Below are 18,946 nucleotides of genomic sequence, written 5' to 3' on the forward strand. Positions count from 1 at the left end.
ATTGACGGAAGACGTGAGCATAGATTAATCCGTGTCGGGTTGAGTCGGGTGGCGGTCGGTCAACCGCTGCCATGTTTTGCGTTTTCATCTGCATCTCCGAGCCTCGGTCTTTGCCGAGGCTTTTTTGTGGGCCTCTACCTTTACCGTCGTCCTGCGTCTTGCGGGTCCTGCCTTTCCTGCCCTACGCTGCCGACCTCGCATCCATGCGCGCCAGATCCGCAAGCTCCTCGATAGCGTCCTCGCGCTCTCGCCAGTTGGTTTTCGCGCCATACGCATGGCCCGTCGTCTTGTCCAAAATCGCCCAACGCAACGGCACGCGCGCGACCGTCACCGGGATTGCGTCCGGGGCTCGTAGCGTTTCCTCGTCGACGAGCCAGCCGACAACGGGCATCTCTGTCGTCACGATGGTGTAGTCGTTGGTCGTGCATTCGACGGCGAGGATGACGAGGGCAGGGTTGGTGTTGGGGATGGATTGCATTGGTCTGGTCCTGGTGGGGTGGTGGGTTAGGCGGCGACCGCGGATTGAGATTGCTGCGCGGCGACAACCTTGGCGATGGCCCGACGCTGGTAGTAGTTGCGGTTCCTGATGACGATCGGTTCCGGCAGTACTCCAGCCTTTCGCCATCGCCATTCCGTCATAGCCGAGATGTCGAAAAATGCGCGAACCGCAGCCGAGCTCATGAGGGAATCGGGATCGGCCGGTGGTGCGTAGCAGGTGGCCGCAACTGCCGTACTGCCCGCGTGATGGGCGGCGATCGCTGCCTGAGCCGCCTGAAAAGCCGCGGCCATCCCTCTGTCGTTGAGTGCTTTCGGAATCATCGTGTTCGTCCGTTGGGCTTCGATTTAACGCATGGTAACGCCGGGACGTTGGATGTCCAGCCGAAGTGACTGATCCAAAAGGAGAAAAACATTTAGCAGCCTGCGAAACTTTCAATTATTGGGAAATTGAAGGGCCAAATGACGCGACAGGGCGCGTATAATTGCAACCGCCTGTAATCGCAGCAGTTATCGGCTCAAGCGGGGAGGTTTTCGGGGTTTTTCAATCGCAGAGGGCGGAACCGAACCCATCGGGAAAGACGAAGGGTTCGGGTGTTTCAGTGGCGAAAATAGCGGAAAATTCGATGGATTTCGTGCCCTCTAGGTATTGCGCTTGGTGCTAAACATGCTTACGACGTTGTCCGGGGCCTCGGTCTCGCCGACGATTTGCAGGACGTAGCCGGCCCATCCGTCCAGGGCGGCGCGGCGCTCGGGGAGGTACAGCGCGCGGTTGTAGGTGCCGGCCACGCCCGCGCGCGAGCCCGAGACGTGGTTGATGGTCGCCTCGATGACGTGCGGTGGGATGTTCAGGTCTTCTGCCATGCGGGTTGCCAGCGTGCGGCGAAGGTCGTGGAGCGTCCAGGCCGCGATCTCGGCACGCCTGTCGAGCCGTTCCTTGCTCTTGCTCCATCCCGAGAACGACGACGGCGGATTTCCTTTCCGCTGGATCCCGGTGGTAAACACGAACTCGCTCTTGATGCCCATCGCTTCCTGCTCGGCCTTGCGTTCCTTCAGGATCGCGAGAACCGCCGCAGACAGGTGGACGATGTGCTCTCGGTGATTCTTCGTGCGCTCATCTGGTAAGGTCCAGGTCTCGCCGTCGATCTCGCTCCAGCGCATTCCTCCGACCTCCTCGCGCCGTTGGCCGGTCATCATCAGGGTGCGGACGATCCCCGCGAACAGGTCCCCGTGGTTCGCCTGGGTCGGCTCTGTCGCCTTCCAGATTGCCCGCATCTCCTCAAGCGTCAGGACCCGCTCGCGGCTCTGCTCGGCGCCCGGCTTCTTCACATGCTCGGTTGGGTCGGCGGCGATGATCTCGCGTTGCAGCGCCCATCCGAACAGCATCGACAGGTAGGCCAAGGTGCGGTTGGCCATGACCTCGGCGCCGCGCGCCGTGAGCACGTCGAGCACGTCCATAACGTCTCGTCTGGTGATCTTCGTCATTGGCCGGGCACGCCACTCGGCGAACAGATCCGACCCGAGCACGCGCTTGATCTCGGCCAGCGTGCGAGGCGCCGGCTTGCGCTTCTTTCGGCCGCGGTACAGCGTCAGAAACTCGCCGACGACGGTCTCGAAGGTGTTGCGCGAGTCGTCGACCATTGCGGTTTTCGTGGCGCGTAGGGCGGCGCCGGGGTCTTCGCCTTGCTCTGCCTTCCCCTTGGCCTCGATTGCCTTGGCGCGGGCCTGAGCGAGCGTCACGCCCGGATACCGCCCGAGCGTCAAGCGTTGCTGCTTCCATCGTCCATCCTTGAGCACGCGCAGCAGCATGACCCACGTCCGCACGCCCGACGACGACACGCGGAGCCCGAGCCCGGATGTCTTGGTGTCCCAGTATTCGATGCGGTCGGTTTCGGTGGGAGTCTTGAGCCGCTTGACGGCTGCGTCGGTCAGTTGGATGGACGGCATACCTGGCCCCTGTCGATGTCGGAGGATCTGTTACCCCGGATGCTCCGGGTATTCTCCGGGTAACAAATTAGCGCGGTATGGCGTGTTACCCGGTGTTATTAACAGTCTATAACACTAGGCGCGAAAGACAAGTAAAACGGGGCTTTATGCGCGGCTGGCTTAACTGATGCGTTATGCGATGAAAGGCTGTGAAAGGGGCTATTCGCTGATTTGTAATCAGCAGGTCGTCGGTTCGAATCCGTCCGCCAGCTCCAAATGAAAGAAAGGCTTCGGCGGCACCTGCCGAGGTTGCTCGTCCGTGAGTCACCGCTCAGCCGCCGACACCTTGGATTTCGCGCTCCTTCGGTGTCGGGCTCGCGCGCGGAACGTGACTGCCACTTACATCCGTGACATCTCCTCAACAGGTGCGACGTGCCGGCTCTAGGGCCATTGTAGAACGCAGGATGGTTTACGAAGCGGCGCAGGATGGTTTACGAAGCTGGAAGGGCGGTTAAAGCGCCGTTCACGGCAACGTCAACGCCCAGTAACCACCCGCCCGCCCCTCTCGAGGAGAGCAGCGCGGGGGCTGCAGTTTTCCGCCAATCGCGCCCAAAGCCGACCCATGCGGCGCTCCACGCTTCGTGCTCATAGGGCGTACCTACCGGTTGCTCCGCGTCGTTGAGCGCTTCAAGGCCGCGACGGCCATGCTCAAGCTAAATGTCCAGTTTGCGAAAAATCGCAAACTCTGCAGAGGCCTTCTCATGCCGAGGATCACCCGGTCGGGCCGGCCCGACCTCGGTGACCGCATGGAGCGCCAGGGCGAGCTAGGACCGTAACGCGATCGAGTTCACCCTCCGAGACCGGAGGAGCGTCGCCGATCGTCATAATCTATCGGGCGTGATTTTTGCGTTTACTGCTATTCATGATGTTACGTGATTAAAGCACGTAACGCGCCCGATAGGCTTTGACTATCAACTTAGTGCGACATTGTGTGTCGCGCGCGAGTGTCCTCGGCTGCGGGTGCCGGCTTGCTTCGCCAGGCCCGGGACTCGACCTCGGCACCCTAGGCGCTGGAGTCGCGGATCTTCCGCCGCTTACGCTCTTGGGCCAGAATCCTGTAGACGTGAATGCTCGATAGGCCATGCTCAAGGGCCATCCGCTGAATGGTCTCGGGACGCCCGTCATACGCGCTCCACATGGCGCGGTCACGTAGCCTTTTTCTAAGGTGAGACGCCTTTGGAATGTAAACGCCGCATCCACCCCACTGGTCCAGGAAGGCCATCATCAGGCGTTCGGCGAGGCTTTCCCGTTGGGCGTCGGGAAGCTCCGGAGCTGCGGCGGCAACGGCGGCGATCGACAAATCAAGAAACTCTGCGACGAACTCCGGATCCGACCCTCCAAGTGCCATCTAAATCACCCTCCGCACGGTGTGTGTGACGGACCTCGCCTCAAGATCAATGAGGTTAGGTCCGGGACCTATCGAAATCAGGCGCCCGGGCGAGCACCCTGCACCGGCCGGGCCGGGTGCGCTTACAGTCAGGCAATCCCGGCCATGATTCGGGCGGCCCGCTCGATCGGATCATCCTCGATCGCCGCGAAGTCGATCGGGGGCAGGCCGGCCATGCAGCGGGCCGCCTGCTCGATCGGATCGGGGGGCAAGGGCGTCATGTGGCAGGAACAGCCGCTCAGATCGACCGGGTCAAGTCCCAGCACTGCCGGGACGGCAGCCCCCAAGAATCCGACATGCCGCAGGCTCCAAATACCGGGCGCCGGGTTCGCCGGGTGGGCTGGCGGCCAAAATGACGCCGAAATCTTGCGGTACGCGCCCGCCCGCACACGCTCGCGAAGCGCATCGGAGGGTTCGGCGTCGGCATATAGGTCGCCGCCGACCGCCTCAAGGCCGGTGACCCATCCATGCGCCTGATCGTGGCTGGCCGGGTGACCGATGACCAGCGGCGCTTGATGCCGGGCTGAATCGTAAGCCTTTGCGGTTGCCGCCAAATCGGCAGCGCCGAGGCAGACCCGCGAGCCTGACATCGGCAAATAGCAGCCCGCGCGGAAGATGTGCAGACGGTTCTTCATCAGGCGCCTCGACTCAGTTCGCGTAGCGCGGCGGCAAGGCTTTGAGCCTGATCGCGTGCCCCGCTCAAACGCACTTCACGGCCGCTTAAACGCAGGTTGATGTCGACGGTTTCACGCGCTACCGATCCGTTCGGTTTCGCCATCTTCTCCTCGCCTCTTGCTATGCCTGACCAGCCATGATTCGGGCGGCCCGCTCGATCGGATCATCCTCGATTGCCGCGAAGTCGATCGGGGGCAGGCCTGCCATGCAGCGGGCCGCCTGCTCGATCGGATCGGGGGTCAAGGGCGTTATGTGGCAGGAACAGCCGCTCAGATCGATCGGGTCTAGTCCGGATTCTTCAGGGACTGCGCCCCCAAAGAATCCGATATGCCGCAGGCTCCAGGTACCCGGCGTGGGGTTTTCGGGGTGCTTTGGCGACCAAAACGACGCCGAAATCCTGCGGAGCTCGCCCGCTCGCACGCCATCAATCAGCGTCGTGGTGGCGACGACGACGTTGGCGTACAGGTCGCCGCCGACCGCCTCGAGGCTGTTGACATATCCATGCGCCAGGTCGAGGTCCTTAGGGTGACCGATGAACAGCTGCGCTTGATGCCGGCCTGGATCGTAAGCCTTGGCGGTTGCGGCCAAATCGGCGACGCAGAGGGAGAGCCGCGATCCAGTCGCCGGCGAGCTGCAGTCGGCGTGGAATATGTGCAGACGGTTATTCATCAGGCACCTCGAGTCAGTTCGCGCAGCGCGGCGGCGAGGCTTTGAGCCTGATCGCGTGCCCCGCTCAAACGCACTTCACGGCCGCTTAAACGCAGGTTGATGTCGACGGTTTCACGCGCCATCGATCCTTGCATTGTCTTGCTCGCCACGCTCCCGACCGACCCGCCTGCATTGAAGCGGGCCACCGGTGCGGCGAGCCCGCCGATTGCCGAGGCCAGACGCTCTCGGGGGATCTCCATGCGGTTGAGCGCATCGAACAGGCCGGCGCCGTGACGTGCGACCGCATCGGGCGCAAACCATCGCTCGCCAGGCGTCAGCAGGGTCGGCACTCGACCGCCCGCGTTCAAGGCGGCGATCCAGTCGAGGATGCTTTTGCCGTAGTAGGCCGTAGCGGATTTACGTAGCACAAAGGCGCCTGCAGGCAAGGCGGCAGGGACGCTGTCGGTGTTGCCGGTGCCGGGGACGACATCCCAGTGCGGAGCGTCGAAGACCGGGCCGCCCGTGGCGTAGCGCCGGATCAGCCCGCCCGCGGCGTTCTGCTGGACGGTGCGCACGTAGATGGTGTGGGTGGACTGGGTGCCTTGGCGAAGGCGGTTGAGCGTGGCCTGGACTTGGCTGTCGTCGGGGCGGATGGTCAGAGTCGCCTCGGCATCGCCGACGCCGCGCATGCGCTGCTCGACCTGGTCAATGGCGCTCAAGGCGGGGCCGATACTCAAGGACAGCTCTGGGCTGGCGTTTTCGCCGAGCGCGGTCAGGCGCGCCTGCAGGTCCGAAAGCAGGGACTCCGCCGCGCCGACGACGAACGCGAGCTCGACCGGGTTGTCTCGGGCCAGCGTTGCGGCGTCCAGCAGGGCGGCACGCACTGTATCGAGGTCCGCGCGCATCTGGAGCAGATAGGTTTGCTCCTCGACCAGGGGGCGGATGGTGTCGAGGATGCCGTCGACCGAGGCTTGGTCGACCGTGAGCTTGAGCGCGATCTCGCGATCGAGGGTGCTTTCGAGGCGCTCGGCGCTGTCGGCGACGCCGGACATCGCGCGCTCAGTGTCTTGCGCGGACGACTGCGCCGAGCGCGCGTGCTCTTCGTGCGAGCGGCTCGCGTTCTCCAGCGACTTGACCTGCTTATCGATCGCTTCGGAGGTTTGCTCGATTGCCTGCCGCTCTAAGTCCTCGTTGTCATAAGCCTTGTTTTGCGCCTCGCGAATCTTTGCAATTTCGGCCGCTTTTTCTCGTTCGAGCTCTGTGATTTTTTCGATGGCCGAGCGGCTTTGGGCGACGCGCCTTTCCGCATCGCCTGACTCGGCACTGGCGCGCGCTTCGGCGTACTGCATCCGAACGTCACCAATCCGCTTTTCGATTTCCGCGATGCGCTTTTGCGATTGCTCAACGTCGGACTCGGCCTGCTTCCTCCGGGAAATGGCGTCGGCCGCTTGCCGCTGTGCGATTTGCTCGATTTGCTCCGCTAATTTTGTCGCTTGCCCTACGTCTCCGCCGGCTAAAGCGCTGCGATACTGGCTCTCTTTTTCGGCGATCTGCTTACGACGATCGGCGGCGGCCTCTTCCTCGGACATGGCGCTCTGGCGAAGCGCCCGGACACGGTCTTCGCCGGACAACTTGAGCGCCGCAATCTCGTCCTCGATCCGCCTCACCTCATCCAGGTGCCGGCGGCTCTCGGCGTTGAGGGCGTCGACGTGGCGGCGGTAGTCGCTCTCGATGCTGCGCAGGGTGTCGCGCTTGATCTGAAGGATTTCCATCTCCGCGGCGCGCACGTCGCCGCCGGAGGCCCGGGCGGCTTCGATGCGGCGCCGGCCTTCTTCGTCGAGCAGGCGCAGGGTCTGGCGCTGGTAGTCATTGAGCGCCGCCAGCTTGGCCGCTGCGGCCTCGCGCTCGATGGCGATGCTTTGCCGCGCAATCTCCGCCTCGCTTGCGGTGCTGTCGGCGAGCGCGTCGCGACGCGCCCGGGCGTAGCGCTCCGCCTCGTCGAGGGCGGCGTCGTAGGTGCCGCGGGCGGCCTCGCCGACGGCCTTCCAGCCTTCGGCTTCGGCCTTGAGGGCGACGTCGAGATCCTGGCGATGGGTCGCGATGCGGGTGTCCAGATCCGCGATGACCTTGTCGACTTCGGCGATGGTGCCGGATAAGGCGCGCGTGGCGGCCAGTCCAGCCTCGGCGGCGCGGCGCTGGGCGTCGGTCAGTCCGTCCAGGGCCTGGTCGGCAACGCCGAACATCCGCTCCAGCTCGGCCGTGACGGCGGCAATGTCCTCGCTGCTCACGCCTTCCCATCGCAAGGCTTGAGCAACACCTTCGATCGACCCGGTGGAGTCGAACGCGGCCAGCGCGAGCTCGCGGAAGCTCACGCCCTGCTCGCGTACGGCGCGGTTGAGCTCCACGGACTTGGCGTTGGCCCGGTCGATCTCCCCGGTCCAGCCGCCCATCACGACCGCCAGGCGCTGCCAGCCGGTGCGCGACTCTTCGTTGGCGCCGTAGCTCTCGCGCATCAACTTGGTGTGGGCTTCGAGCTCCTCGTTGGCCGCGCGCCATTGCTTCGCGGCGAGGGCGAGCTCCTGAGCCTGAAGCGCCTGGGTTGCGCGCTCCTGCTCGTCCCGCCAAGCGGCCAGCACCGCGGCATTGTCTTCGTAGCCGGCGCCAAGCTCGGCAATCATCGTGCCCTGGCCGGAGAGCGAGAGCGTCAGCCCGGGCACGATCTCCGCCAGCCGACGGGCGGCCTCGTTGTAGGCGTCGCTGCCGGGCTGGGCCTTGGCCATCGCCGCTGTCAGCGCCTCGACCTCGTCGACCTGGCCCTGGACAGCGGTGCGCTGCTCGCGCAGCGCGGCGGCCATCTCTTCGGCCGAGTCGCGGAACACATAGAAGGCGGCAGCCGCCGCCCCGAGCAAGGCCAGCAACGCAGTGATCGGGTTGGCCAACGTCACGACCCACAGCGCCCGCAAGGCGGCTGTCGGCGCTGCGATCGCGGCAGCCACCTGCCCCCAGATCACGATGGAGCGACTCAGGGTACCGAGCACCAGCGTGGTGATGGCCCCGGCCAACGCGGTGGCGACGGCCGTGAGCGGGACCCACGCGGCGTGCAGGATCCAGGCCGCGGCGGCACTCGCGAGCAATGGAGGCGGGACGGCGCCGACCAGGGAGGCGAGCGGCACCAGGATGGCGCGCAACACCTCGACCCCGGCCACGACCACGTCAATGCCAAGCGCGAACAGGCGCGAGGCGCCGGATGCGGTATTGAGCTCGCCGACGAAGACGGTCACGCTGTTGCGCAGCCGAGTCATGGCGTCGTCGAAGCGAGCCGGGATGGTCGCGAACTCCGCCGCGATGGTGGCGGCCTGGCCGGACAGGGCATTGACGAGCGCATCCGAGGTCAGCTCGCCGGCCTCGGCCATGGCGCGCAGCTCCCCGACCGAGACGCCGAGACCGTCGGCGAGCGCACGGGCCAGGCGCGGCGCCTGCTCCATGACGCTGTTGAATTCTTCCCCGCGCAGCGCCCCGTTGTTGAGGCCCTGGACGAATTGCACGAGCGCGGCATCCGCGGCTTCGGCCGAGGCGCCGGAGAGGCGCAGCGCCTGGGCGATGGTGGTGGTGAGTGCGCCCGCGGTGACGGTGCTGTTGCCCAGATCCTCCAGCGTACGGGTGAGCGAGGCGTAGAGATCCGCGGTCGCGGTCAGCTCCGAGCGGGTGTCGTCGGCGATCCGGCGCACCTCCTCGAGGGCCTCGCCGTACTCCTCGGTGCCGTCGGTGACGAGGCCCACGCGGGTCTGCACGCCGGCGTAGGCGTCCGCCAGTCGGGCCATGCCACCGAGAGTTATGCCCGCGGCGACGGCGGCGAGCCCGACCAGCAGACCCTTGAGGCCCTCGGCGAGGCCATCGACCCCGTCGCCGGCACGGCCCGCGGCGGCGCCGACTCCGTCGGCCGCATCCGCCAGCGCGCCGACACCGTCGGCCGCAGAGCCGGCAGCGGCGCCGGTCGCGCGGGCGTCGTCCGCCAACGCGTCGAGCTCTTTGCGGCCCTCCTCGAAGCCCTCGGTCTTGAGCCGCAGCGCGAGGTCTAGATCATTGCCCGTTGCCATCGCGCACCATCTCCAGCAGGGTTAGGTCGAGGGACCGGTCGTGGTCTCGGACGTTGCGGTGTCCGCGCTCGACGGAATGCGCGAGACAGGGGCTGTCGAGGATGCCGGAGTCGGGGGCACCAGGCCCGCGGCCAGGGCATGGCGCGCGAGACTGGCCAGCGGGGAGAAAAAACGCTCGTGCATCTCCCACCAGGCGGTGCCGATAGCCTCGCAGTCCGACAGGCTGAGATCGTCCACGCTCGTTCCGTCCGGGAGCTCGAGCGCCTCCCCGAGCAGGTCCAGCAGCTCAGGCAGGTTCTCGCGCACCAGCTCGCGGATGGGGCGCGTGAGCTGCTCGGGGGTGGTAAGGGCGACGATGCGGCGCACGTCGCGCACGCACAGCTCGCGCACGGTAGCCGTACACCCCTCACCCAGCTCGACGGGGCGCGCGACGCCCCGGCGGGGCGCACGGTCCTGATTACTTGTCGTCATCGCGTCACATCTCCAGCGGAGTTGGGAAGTTTCCCAGGCCATGGCACCGGAAGTCGCGGCAATCTCGGGCCACGCCGGGGAAAGAGCCGCGATCGTCTTCAACCGCAACCCAACTCTTCAGCGACATACCCCGCATGGCGTCATCCCGTCCTGGTCATGGTGAGCGCGGATCTTGGCGACCCTCCCAAGGCCGGGGATCCCCGCGCGTATCCCCGGGGCATTGCAGCCCCTTACCCGGAGATCAAATCAGGTCGGTCCCGAGCACGCCTCGGATGAGTTTCAGGGTCTCGGTCTCTTGGGCCGATCGCCAGTCGCGCGAGTCGCTCGGCATTGCCCCGAGTCCGTCGATGCGCAGTGCCGGAATCTTCAGCTCGGCAAGGTAGTCGATGCCGATTCCGCGCGAGAAGCCGGTTCCGAGTTCGCGGTCAAGGCGCGCGATGATTCTTGCATGGCCGATCATCTCCCCGTGGCGCTTGTGGAGCGTTGCGGCGGCGGCGAGGAAGTCGGGCGCGAGTCGATCCAGCTCGGCAAGCAAGGCGCGCTGTAGGGCGATGAGTCCCTCGGTCTTCGCGGATGCCAGGGCGGCGCTGGCGTGCTCGAGGCGCTCGGACAGTCCGCGGCGCAGCAACGCCAAGCGGTCGCGCTCGGCGTCGGTCTTGGCGGCGTCTTTCGCTGCGCCGCTGCGGCGCTTGTCGAGCTCCGCCAGCTCGGACGGGTCGGACTCCCCGAGCTCGACCGCAACCAGGACGCGCGACCGTTCCGCGTCGATCTCGTTCAACGGGTCGGGCGCGACCAATCGCGCGGCTTCCGTCTCGGTCGTCTGAAGGCGCGCATGGATGAGAGCGATTTCGGCGCTTCGGGCCTCGATCGCGTCGACGAAGGGGCGAAGGTCGCGTAAAGAGCCTCCACGCAGCGCATAGCGCTCCGTCCATCGGGCGTCGATCTCGGTTTGCAGGCGTTCGGTCTCGCTCTGCGCGTCGCCGAGCGCCCGCCTCGCGTTGTCCATGGCCTCGGAAAGCCGACGAATCTCGGGGTCGCGGGCCTCTCGCGCTGCAATATCCTCCGGCGAGTGCAGGCTAAAACGGCCTCGGAATTGCCGTTGCGCCTGCTGTAGAGCGGCATAGGCGTCGCGCAAGGCGGCGTTGCGCTCCTTAACCGCTTGGTTTGCCTTGTCGAGTGCGGCTTGTCTGGTCTCGATCTCGGCGGACAGGCGGCGATACTCGCCGACGATTTGTTGTGGGTTGCGGGTGTTCATCCGGGGCTGTCCTGCTGGGCTGGGGTGGTCGGGGTGTCTTGCCGCCCGAGAATGGCGGCGCGGCGCTGGCGTGCCTGGTCCGCGCGCTCCTGAATCCAGGCGTCGACATCGCGGGCGCTCCAAGCGACGGCCTGCCGGCCGATCTTGACCTGGCAAGGGAATCGTCCGGCGGTGATCTCGCGATACAGCGCCGAGCGCGAAAAGCTGGTTCTTTCGAGGACCTGGCGGACCCTGATGAGGGTGTCGGGATGGGCCTGGGTGTCCATGCGCCCAGATTGCCCCAGGGAGTACCAACCGGCACGAAACCTAAGTTATTAACCCGCGGGCGGGCCAAGCGACGAAGGGGAAGTGGACGGCGCCGGACTCAACCCGACCTAAGGTCAGGACTTTGACCGGCCGAACGCTGGGCCGATCGCCGCACCGGGAGGGGGCCTTGTCGCCGACGATTGGGGTGCGGCCCGAAGAGGGCGGCAGCCGGCATGCCCGGCCGGCGGGCTGCGAGCAACCGACCGACCAACGAACAGCGAATCCGGATACCAAGCAAGGATGCCGGTCGCGTTCCGTTTTAATTTTACCTGAAAGTAGTTTAAAAACTTTTGACGGGGGTCTGGTAGGGCAAAGGGTAGCGGGGCGGGCTTGCGACGGCTTACAGGGCCTTTTTCGCGAGGTAGTTGATCAGGATATTCGAAATGGCCTCGCGGTCGTCCGCGGAGACGCCCAAGAAGGGTCGCGGCGGGATGTCGCCCCAAGGGATCGGGCCGCCCCGCTTGGTGGTGCCACTGGCGCCTTGGGGCTGGCCGAATTGCTGGACGGCGGCGTAGACCCGATTGGAGCCGACTTCCACCGCGCGTCCACGCGGGTCGAGCTGATAACGCAGTTGCCCCGCCAGCGTGCCGGACTTGTGTAGTGGGTTGTCGCGCCCCTTCCTGGCGATGGTGGTCTCGGTGTTGCGCGCCCAGGGCATGCCGTCCGGGCCGCGCTTCTCGTCCTGGCCGAAGCGCGCCCTGGTGGTCTCGAGCAGGTGCTCGCCGATCTCGGCGAGGGCCGGTGACGGGTCGGCAATGGACGCGGCGAGCCTGCCCAGGGTTGCGCGCAGTGCGTCGTCGTCCAGCTCGATCGTGATGCGGGCGCCGGCCATCTAGCGCAGCTCCGCCGAGCGTCCGCTACGGGCGCCCGAGCCGGTCGCTGCAAGGCGCTCGGGGATTCTCTTGAGGGCGTCGGGATAAGCTTGGCTGTTCATGTTGCCATACTGACCCCGAAGCGCCCACCGAGTAACACAACCTCTGTTGTTCCGCGCGTGATCTGGCGCCCGGCCGGCCAGACCTCCGAGATGGCATTGCCCTATATCCGCAAGAGCCGCCCGCGGCGGCGCGCACCACAACACGCGCGTCATCGGATTGATGACGCAGCCCTGCGCCCTATTGGGCCTCCTCGCCGCTCTCGTCCGCCCCCGGCGACATGACCTCGAGCGCGGCGAGCAGGTCCGCGCGATGCAGATCCAGCTCCCAATCCGGGATATCCTCCCCGGCGCAGGCGCGCGACAATGTGCCCTGCAGCCGCCGGTAGCGCTCCTCCATCACGGGCATCAGGGCGGCGATGCGCGCGGCTGCGCCGCGGTCGGCGCGGTCGAAGCTGTTCATGGTTGCGGTGATCATCAACGGAGTCTCCTTAATGGCGATCTATCGGAAAGAACATCTCGTGCCGTACATCCAGGAACTCGAAGCCTACTACCTGGCGTTGCGCCGCGCGGTGGAGGGCGCGCCGCCGAACGACAACCTAGCCGAGCAGTATCATGCCAACTCCGAGCAATTCCGGCGCGAGTTTACCGAGGTCGACATCGACCGGGTGCTGCGTGACCTCGAGCGCTTCAAGGCCACGGCGACCATGCTCAAGCAGCTCAAAGGAAAGCACATGAAGCCGGCCCGGGGCTGATTCGAGCTCCCCCACCTCGGCCTCGAATCATGTTGTGATTGTTGACGCGGGATCCGCGTCTTCTTTGAAGGCCGCAAGCGCTGATTCCATGCCTTCGGCACTCCAATACTTGCGGCCTTGCTCGCCTGCGTCCGTTTGCGCACAACCGTTCGGGTAGTCGCGCATTCGGCAGAGCGACGTAGCCCCAACGGTCTTCCGCGGCATGAGGTAAGTGACGGCAAACAGCCGCTCGCACTCTTCGATTACCACCTCCAGCTCGGCGCGCGAGATGTCGTGGCCGCTCAGGGCGCGCTCGACGTACTCGGCGAAGCGGTCGTGCGGGCCGCTGCTTTCTGAAGCGTTGCGGTCATGACTGGCTCGATCCATTACGAAGCTCTCTCGTTCAGTAGCGAAAAACAGCGGCTCGGAACTGCACGCAACCCTTTCTGGCGCCGCGCGCGGAGTCCCGACCGACTCGTCCAAGCGGGCACTCAACGGCCACCTCCGACACCGATCCCGGTCGATCCGGATGGTGTCGATTGACCCAACGGCGCGGGTGACCGTTGCCGCCTGCGCGGCATCCGGCGCCGGTCGGCTTGCGCCCCCATCGGCACCCCGGTCGCCAGGAGCGTCCCGTCCGCGGCGTACAACTGCCCTGTATTCCCGTCGTAAACCGCCTTTGTCCGGCGGATCTGCGGAGGCCGCGGACCGGTGTAGCGGCTCGGCGGCAGCTGATAGACCAGCCCGGCAGGACTGCGGGTGCGCGCGAGGATTCCCGCGCGGGCGAGCCGGTCGCAGTAGTCACGCGCCTCGCCCTCGGCGACGCGGTGCAGCTCAGTGGAGGCGGTCGCAACCAGATCCGGGATCGTGAAGCTGCCGAGGATGCGCATCGACCGCCAACACTGCTCGCGCCCGGCGCCCAATGTCACCGGCGAGCCGTTGGCGCGTACGCGCGGGGCCTCGGTGCCCGGATCGCGGATGAGCTGCCAGCCCCAGGGCCCTGCTTTGCCGTTGGTATCGCCGCGCACCGGCGACAGGTATCCGCCCGCCTCCAGGGCCTGGATGTAGTCGCGCACCCGCTCGCGCCTGATCGCTCCGCACAACTGCCCGCGCACGGTCGGGACCCGGAAGACGGCGCCATGGGCACCGACGCGCCGGATGGCGCGCCACATTTCGGGACGGAGGTCGCGGCTCATTGGACTGTCTCCACGCGCAGCTCTGCCGTGGCGCCGCCTTCGGAAACGATCACGAACCGCTGCGCCTTCGAGACCTCGACCCGGCCCGAGAGAATGGAGAGCAAAAACGCGGAGGCCCTGAACGAGCACGACACCGCGAAGAGCGGCGCATCCGAGGAGCGCGGCACATCCGAGACCCACGCATACGCAACGACAATCATCTGGCCGTCACGGAACGGATCAGACCCGACCAGTAGCTCCATGGTCTCGTCCGCGTCGCGCCAATGACACCGACCGCCATCGGCGAAGGCGTCGCTTATCTCGCGCGCCTGCTCGACGCCCAACTTCACCTTCATCGAATAAGTGTGGTCCACGCACTCGCAGGCGGTCAGAGACCTCATTTCGAGATACAGCAACCCGTCCCCGCCGGTCACGGTGATGGAATCCACCCGCGGGTACGCGGGCATCGAAACCTCATCCATCCTCACTTCCTCCCCGGCTCGCCGGACTCACGCCACGACGCCAAGGCATCGGCCAGCGCCGCCAACTCGCCGCCGGAGAGGGGCACGCCAACCCGGAAACGGGAATGCTCATCCGGCAGCAGCAGGCTGCCCAAGACGGTCGCCTTGAATACGCCGATGCTGCGACCCTCCAACATGAGCGCCAAGTGGGGTTGCCCCGGGTCATCGGCCGCACCACGCAGCGCCCCTTCGCAGACCGCCGCGGCGATCGGATCAAGCCAATACGGAACCACACACTGACCTTTCAAGACCCTGAATTCGGCGTTGACAAGGTGGCCGCCGAGTGTCAAGCACACCCTGCCGTCCGCATCATTGCCGAAGAGGGTTGCGGCCGCATGCGGTTGCCCAGCCATCCGCGTGTGCGAGCGAAACAGTTGCGAGCATCCAGTCATGCCTTCCTCCCCGGCTCGCCGGTATAAAGCCGTTGATCCGCGGCGGATTGCCCCTTCCAGGTCGCCAGATCCGCCCGCGCCCAGCCGTGGACTTTGGCGCGCTCGGCCAAGAGGTTGAGATTGACGGCGACGCGGCCGGTGCAGCCGTCCACCACCCGGTTGATGTGCTCGAGCAGGTCCTCGCCGACCTCCAGCTCCGGGCAGTACAGCCGGGCCAGGGCGCGGCAGTCGCCCAGGCTGGCCGGCTGGGCCTCGATCCAGTGCAGGACGCGCCGGTGAACGGTGTTGTTGCGGGATTTCATAGAGCCGGAGAGCCGCTCCTCGCCGATGAAGAGGATCGGCGCCTTGCTGCCCTCGTAGAGGTCCATCAGGATCTGTGCACGGCCTTTGTCGACCAGGTAATCCGCCTGGTCGATGATCAGCGGCCGACCGCTCAGCGCGAGCTGCTCGCACGCCTGATCGAGCATCTCGGCGACCGTATTGGCGGGCAGGATGCCCATGTCGCGCAGGATGTTGATCAGGATGTGTTTTGTGGACCACAGGCTTTTGAGCTCCACGTAGTAGGCGCGGGTCTTGTTGGCGGTGTAGGCCGCCGCGCTCGATTTGCCGTACCCGCTGCGTCCGTAGAGGCAGACCAGGCCGGGCAGCCCGTTGACTCGGTCCATGGCGTTCTGCATCGCGGCGAGCGTTGCGCCGACGTTGGTGAGCGGCGCCAGGGTGGCGGCCGCGCTTGGCTGTGTCATACTGTCTTCCCCTTTGTGTCCTGCGTTGTCCGGTCGGGGTTGCTGGCAGGCGACCCCGACCACCCTTCAAAGCCCTTGCGGGCGCTAAACCTGAGCCTTAGCCGTTAGCCCGTAAGCCTCGGGCCACGTCTCGCTCATCTGCTTCTCGGCCTTGAACTCGCCGCATTCCCCGTACGCACGCCACCAGCGCAGCTGCTCCGGGTTGTTCGCGTGCTCGCCGCGGATCACCTCCTCGTCGAGCTTCAGCCACTTCAGAAACCGCGTCTTCGAGGTCTCGATCGGATCCAGCCGGACGACATTCGAGCCGCCGCCCACGGGGGCCTGAATGGTCGGCAGCGCCGCCGCAACGGCGATCTGCTCGGGGGTGTCGACGCGCATCGGCGCCGGATCGGACGCGCGCGCAGCCTCTGCCGCCGCGTCGAGCATCGGCGTGGTGTAGGGGGTGGTCTGTTTGGGGAACTCGACGAGCTTCTCGGCCTGTTTGGCGCGATGCTTGAGGACCAGCTCGGCAGCGTTTTCCGTGGTCGCGCGCTTGTACCGCTTGAGGTCTTCGGTCTGCTCGGCGATGAACTTCTTTTGCTCGGCGCGAGCTGCCGCAGCAACCTCGGCGCGGCTGATGCCGGTCATCTCCGGGCACTCGGCGATACAGATGAAGCTGTCGTCGTCGTAGACGTAGATCCGCCCGAGGTCCGCCTCGTCGTAGCGGAAATACACCGACCGGCCGCTGAAGCGCCCAAGTTTCGCGCCGATGTAGCGGCGCCTCTCCCAGAAGATCCCTTTCTTGCCGACGTTGCGGGGCTTGCCGCCGGGCCGCATCAGCAGCGCATCCAGCGCGCGCGGATCGGCCGCCCGAATCTCGCCGTTCCAGGACGCAGCCTTGGCGAACGGAGTCATTCCGCCCATACCCTCGCCCGAGTGCGCATCCTGGTGGTAGATGTTGGCGACCCACCCGTCGAGCAGACGCTGCAGGTCGCCGGAAGTCAGGTCCACGGCAACCACTTCGCCCGGGGTCATCACCCGTTCGGCAAATGTTTTGCGCGCGCGGATCTCCTGGGCCTCGGCGACGTTGTGACCGATATACCCCGGCAGCAGCTTGAGGATCCCGTAGGCCATGGTCTTCAGGGCGCGCTCGATCGTGCCCTTCTGCTCGCCGGCATAGGGCATGCAAAGCGACTGAGGAATGCGCAGATGCTCCAGGAACCCACCGAAATACTCGGAGGTGTAATCCGCGCCGTTATCGGTGCGCACCCCCTCGGGCATACCCCACTCCAGCGCCGCGCTCCGAAAGCATTGCCCGACCGCCGCAGCCGTACTGGTCTTGCTCACGCGCAGCTTCAGGCGCCGGCTCCACAGATCGATACAGCCGACGACCGTGTGGCGTCCGTCTATGAGCAGCCAATCGCCGGGGGTGGAGTCCATTTCCCATAGCTGATTGAGTCGCTCGATCTGGTCGTGATGAGACCCGTACGCGGTCTGATAGAGATTCTTCCACTTTCCGGGGTTGACCATCCGGGTCCAGATTTCGGCGTTCTCGGCGATCCAGCGCCGGCGAAACTCCTGCACCGCGCGCAACCTCGGAAGCGCAACGCCCGCGGCCTGCAGCTCGTCGCCACGCGCCTGCACAAGGGCATACAGGTCCTCGCCCGTGCTTTGAGGCTGCGCAAACAACTGCCCGAGAATCAACGCCAGCAAGGCCGGCTGCGTCTCGATCTTCGAGCCCCCCTTGCGGTTGCCGTAACCGTCGGTTAAACCCCAGATCCCGTCGCGCTCGTAGGCCAGCGTCCATGCGAGCAGGGTCGGCGCCGTCAGTGCGCGGCGGCCGTGACGCAACGGCAAGGCGTCGGCCGCGACCGCCGGCACCGGCACCTTACCCAGGTTGACGCGCTCAACGAGCGCTAGGCGTGCCGCCTCGCGCGTCATCCCCTCTTCGCGCACGATCTGCCCGCACGCCAACACGCACCATTCGCGACCCTTGGCGCGTAGCCGTTTTGTGTGCGTCGGCGCGAGAGCCGAAAACTTGGCCATGCCCTCAGCCTTGCGGCGCTGCCGTGCGCGCTCCTCCTCCGCCGGATCCGGCTTCGGCTCTGCGGGCATCGGAGGCGTCTCGGGAACAGGGATCGCGGCCACGAGCTCGGCAATCCGAGCCTCCTCGGCAGCGGCTTTCAGATGGGCTTGCGTGGCTTCGGGGAGGCTGGCGAGGGCGTATTCCAAACCGCCGCCGCGAGCTTTGCGTGGGCTGGAAATCCATCCTTCAGCTTCAGCCTGGCGACTTACAGCCCTTGGCGATAAGCGCATCCCAGGCAGTCCGGCAAGCTCCGATGCAGCGTACCAGCTACGCATGGCGGCCTCTGCGCCACAGCGCTGCGAGCACCCGCCTCGCCGCCGCCCACACGCCGGATTCGCGGCACTCGCGAGCAATCAGATCCTCCATTGCGAGGCTCTTCGCGGCACCCTTCGGGGCAGCGCTGGAGATCAGCGCCTCTTGCGTGGCTGCGGGGAGGCTGGCGACGGCGTATTCCTGACCCTTGCCTCTCGCGCGCTTGCGTGACTTCCAGCCCTCGCGCTTGGCCATCTTAAGGACGCCTTGGACCGTTCCCGGCATCCCAGGCAACCCTGCCAGATCGGATATGGCATACCAGTTACGCATCGTCGCCTCCGAGCCCGAGCGTGAGATCCAGCTCAGGCGCATCGAGATGCGCCACGTTCTCACGATGCCAAGCCAGGGAGCGGATCGAGCCCGCCAGCCCCTCGCGCGTCTCCGCTGCATCCGCGTCGCCCCGATAGCAGCGGATCAGCCGCGCTACGGCCTCGGCAATCTGCCCTTGCAAAGCGGCCAGATCTGCCGCATCCGCCGGCACGCCGGGCGGCATCGTGAGCACCACCCGCCCGCAGCCCGCGGCCAAATACTCGGTCACGAAGTGAGCGCCGCAAACGTGCTCATAGACGGGGATGCTCGACGCCGGCATCCTTGCATCCGCAAGCCATTTGTAGAGACACTCGACGCTCACCCCCATCAGGTCGGCGATCCGCTCCGCGCCTAAGCCCCGACGTTCCCGCGCGTAGCTCTTGCAGGCCCGAAAGGCGTCCCGGAGATCCTTCGGTTGGTAGCGTTTCCAGTTGATCGATCGCCGTGGAAATGACATGAAAGCCCCCTTCTGAAAATCGCCCTGACCGTCCCGGCCGGGTTTGT

Annotated in this window: 22 protein-coding genes and 1 tRNA gene; 2 read left to right on the plus strand and 21 right to left on the minus strand. The window is 66.0% G+C overall.

Annotated features, from left to right (window positions below; all coding sequences use genetic code 11):
* Nucleotides 1-181 precede the first annotated feature (181 nt).
* From BLV04_RS22010 to BLV04_RS22020, 3 genes are all read right to left on the minus strand, one after another.
* Complete coding sequence (locus BLV04_RS22010) at nt 182-478, minus strand: hypothetical protein (RefSeq protein WP_093037794.1); 297 nt, start codon at nt 476-478, stop codon at nt 182-184.
* A 26-nt stretch (nt 479-504) separates the two neighbouring features.
* Entirely contained in the window at nt 505-819 is a 315-nt protein-coding gene (locus BLV04_RS22015) for a hypothetical protein (protein WP_093037797.1), read from the minus strand.
* Between the two features lie 318 nt (nt 820-1,137).
* Complete coding sequence (locus tag BLV04_RS22020; RefSeq protein WP_093037801.1) at nt 1,138-2,442, minus strand: tyrosine-type recombinase/integrase; 1,305 nt, start codon at nt 2,440-2,442, stop codon at nt 1,138-1,140.
* 185 nt (nt 2,443-2,627) lie between these two features.
* On the opposite strand from BLV04_RS22020, the gene BLV04_RS22025 reads away from it, so the two are divergent.
* Nucleotides 2,628-2,696: transfer RNA gene (locus BLV04_RS22025), tRNA-Ser, on the plus strand.
* Nucleotides 2,697-3,484: 788 nt separating this feature from the next.
* Here BLV04_RS22025 and BLV04_RS22035 read toward each other — a convergent pair.
* The 10 genes from BLV04_RS22035 to BLV04_RS22075 form a co-directional block, all read right to left on the minus strand.
* The gene (locus BLV04_RS22035) at nt 3,485-3,829 is read right to left on the minus strand and encodes a Mor transcription activator family protein (RefSeq protein ID WP_093037808.1); all 345 of its coding nucleotides are present in this window, start codon (nt 3,827-3,829) and stop codon (nt 3,485-3,487) included.
* A 128-nt stretch (nt 3,830-3,957) separates the two neighbouring features.
* A complete protein-coding gene (locus BLV04_RS22040; RefSeq protein WP_093037811.1) occupies nt 3,958-4,503 on the minus strand; it encodes a hypothetical protein in 546 nt (181 codons plus the stop codon).
* On the minus strand, nt 4,503-4,646 hold the full coding sequence (locus BLV04_RS25120; RefSeq protein ID WP_175534756.1) for a hypothetical protein: 144 nt from the start codon (nt 4,644-4,646) through the stop codon (nt 4,503-4,505). Before BLV04_RS25120 ends, BLV04_RS22040 begins: the two co-directional genes overlap by 1 nt.
* 17 nt (nt 4,647-4,663) lie before the next feature.
* Nucleotides 4,664-5,212, minus strand: a complete 549-nt coding sequence (locus tag BLV04_RS22045) for a hypothetical protein (RefSeq protein WP_093037817.1) — start codon at nt 5,210-5,212, stop codon at nt 4,664-4,666.
* Complete coding sequence (locus BLV04_RS22050) at nt 5,212-9,288, minus strand: tape measure protein (RefSeq protein ID WP_093037820.1); 4,077 nt, start codon at nt 9,286-9,288, stop codon at nt 5,212-5,214. Before BLV04_RS22050 ends, BLV04_RS22045 begins: the two co-directional genes overlap by 1 nt.
* A 21-nt stretch (nt 9,289-9,309) precedes the next feature.
* On the minus strand, nt 9,310-9,759 hold the full coding sequence (locus BLV04_RS22055) for a hypothetical protein (RefSeq protein ID WP_139192010.1): 450 nt from the start codon (nt 9,757-9,759) through the stop codon (nt 9,310-9,312).
* 241 nt (nt 9,760-10,000) lie between these two features.
* On the minus strand, nt 10,001-11,014 hold the full coding sequence (locus tag BLV04_RS22060; protein WP_093037827.1) for a coiled-coil domain-containing protein: 1,014 nt from the start codon (nt 11,012-11,014) through the stop codon (nt 10,001-10,003).
* Nucleotides 11,011-11,280 (minus strand): helix-turn-helix transcriptional regulator, encoded by a 270-nt coding sequence (locus tag BLV04_RS22065; RefSeq protein WP_093037830.1) that lies wholly within the window; start codon nt 11,278-11,280, stop codon nt 11,011-11,013. Before BLV04_RS22065 ends, BLV04_RS22060 begins: the two co-directional genes overlap by 4 nt.
* A 380-nt stretch (nt 11,281-11,660) precedes the next feature.
* On the minus strand, nt 11,661-12,152 hold the full coding sequence (locus BLV04_RS22070; protein ID WP_093037833.1) for a phage virion morphogenesis protein: 492 nt from the start codon (nt 12,150-12,152) through the stop codon (nt 11,661-11,663).
* A gap of 280 nt (nt 12,153-12,432) precedes the next feature.
* Nucleotides 12,433-12,669 carry a hypothetical protein gene (locus tag BLV04_RS22075; RefSeq protein WP_093037836.1) on the minus strand — a complete coding sequence of 79 codons (237 nt, stop codon included), beginning with the start codon at nt 12,667-12,669 and terminating at the stop codon, nt 12,433-12,435.
* A 16-nt stretch (nt 12,670-12,685) separates the two neighbouring features.
* Between BLV04_RS22075 and BLV04_RS22080 the strand changes: the two genes are divergently transcribed.
* Nucleotides 12,686-12,946 (plus strand): hypothetical protein, encoded by a 261-nt coding sequence (locus BLV04_RS22080; protein ID WP_093037840.1) that lies wholly within the window; start codon nt 12,686-12,688, stop codon nt 12,944-12,946.
* 27 nt (nt 12,947-12,973) lie between these two features.
* On the opposite strand, the gene BLV04_RS22085 is transcribed toward BLV04_RS22080, so the two are convergent.
* The 8 genes from BLV04_RS22085 to BLV04_RS22120 all read right to left on the minus strand — a co-directional run bounded on the left by BLV04_RS22085 (nt 12,974) and on the right by BLV04_RS22120 (nt 18,899).
* Nucleotides 12,974-13,420: a hypothetical protein gene (locus BLV04_RS22085; RefSeq protein WP_093037845.1), complete on the minus strand. Its 447-nt coding sequence runs from the start codon at nt 13,418-13,420 to the stop codon at nt 12,974-12,976.
* Nucleotides 13,417-14,121: a hypothetical protein gene (locus BLV04_RS22090; RefSeq protein WP_093037848.1), complete on the minus strand. Its 705-nt coding sequence runs from the start codon at nt 14,119-14,121 to the stop codon at nt 13,417-13,419. Before BLV04_RS22090 ends, BLV04_RS22085 begins: the two co-directional genes overlap by 4 nt.
* Nucleotides 14,118-14,582 carry a hypothetical protein gene (locus BLV04_RS22095; protein WP_093037853.1) on the minus strand — a complete coding sequence of 155 codons (465 nt, stop codon included), beginning with the start codon at nt 14,580-14,582 and terminating at the stop codon, nt 14,118-14,120. Before BLV04_RS22095 ends, BLV04_RS22090 begins: the two co-directional genes overlap by 4 nt.
* 2 nt (nt 14,583-14,584) lie before the next feature.
* Nucleotides 14,585-15,013, minus strand: a complete 429-nt coding sequence (locus tag BLV04_RS22100; RefSeq protein WP_093037856.1) for a hypothetical protein — start codon at nt 15,011-15,013, stop codon at nt 14,585-14,587.
* Complete coding sequence (locus BLV04_RS22105) at nt 15,010-15,756, minus strand: AAA family ATPase (protein WP_093037861.1); 747 nt, start codon at nt 15,754-15,756, stop codon at nt 15,010-15,012. Before BLV04_RS22105 ends, BLV04_RS22100 begins: the two co-directional genes overlap by 4 nt.
* A gap of 84 nt (nt 15,757-15,840) precedes the next feature.
* On the minus strand, nt 15,841-18,096 hold the full coding sequence (locus tag BLV04_RS22110) for a Mu transposase C-terminal domain-containing protein (protein ID WP_093037864.1): 2,256 nt from the start codon (nt 18,094-18,096) through the stop codon (nt 15,841-15,843).
* Nucleotides 18,089-18,403 (minus strand): DNA-binding protein, encoded by a 315-nt coding sequence (locus BLV04_RS22115; RefSeq protein WP_093037867.1) that lies wholly within the window; start codon nt 18,401-18,403, stop codon nt 18,089-18,091. The genes BLV04_RS22110 and BLV04_RS22115 overlap by 8 nt, the downstream gene beginning before the upstream one ends.
* Nucleotides 18,396-18,899 carry a hypothetical protein gene (locus tag BLV04_RS22120; protein WP_093037871.1) on the minus strand — a complete coding sequence of 168 codons (504 nt, stop codon included), beginning with the start codon at nt 18,897-18,899 and terminating at the stop codon, nt 18,396-18,398. Before BLV04_RS22120 ends, BLV04_RS22115 begins: the two co-directional genes overlap by 8 nt.
* Nucleotides 18,900-18,946 lie beyond the last annotated feature (47 nt).

Origin of the sequence: Thiocapsa roseopersicina (assembly GCF_900106925.1) — a bacterium.
In the GTDB taxonomy this organism is placed as follows: domain Bacteria; phylum Pseudomonadota; class Gammaproteobacteria; order Chromatiales; family Chromatiaceae; genus Thiocapsa; species Thiocapsa roseopersicina.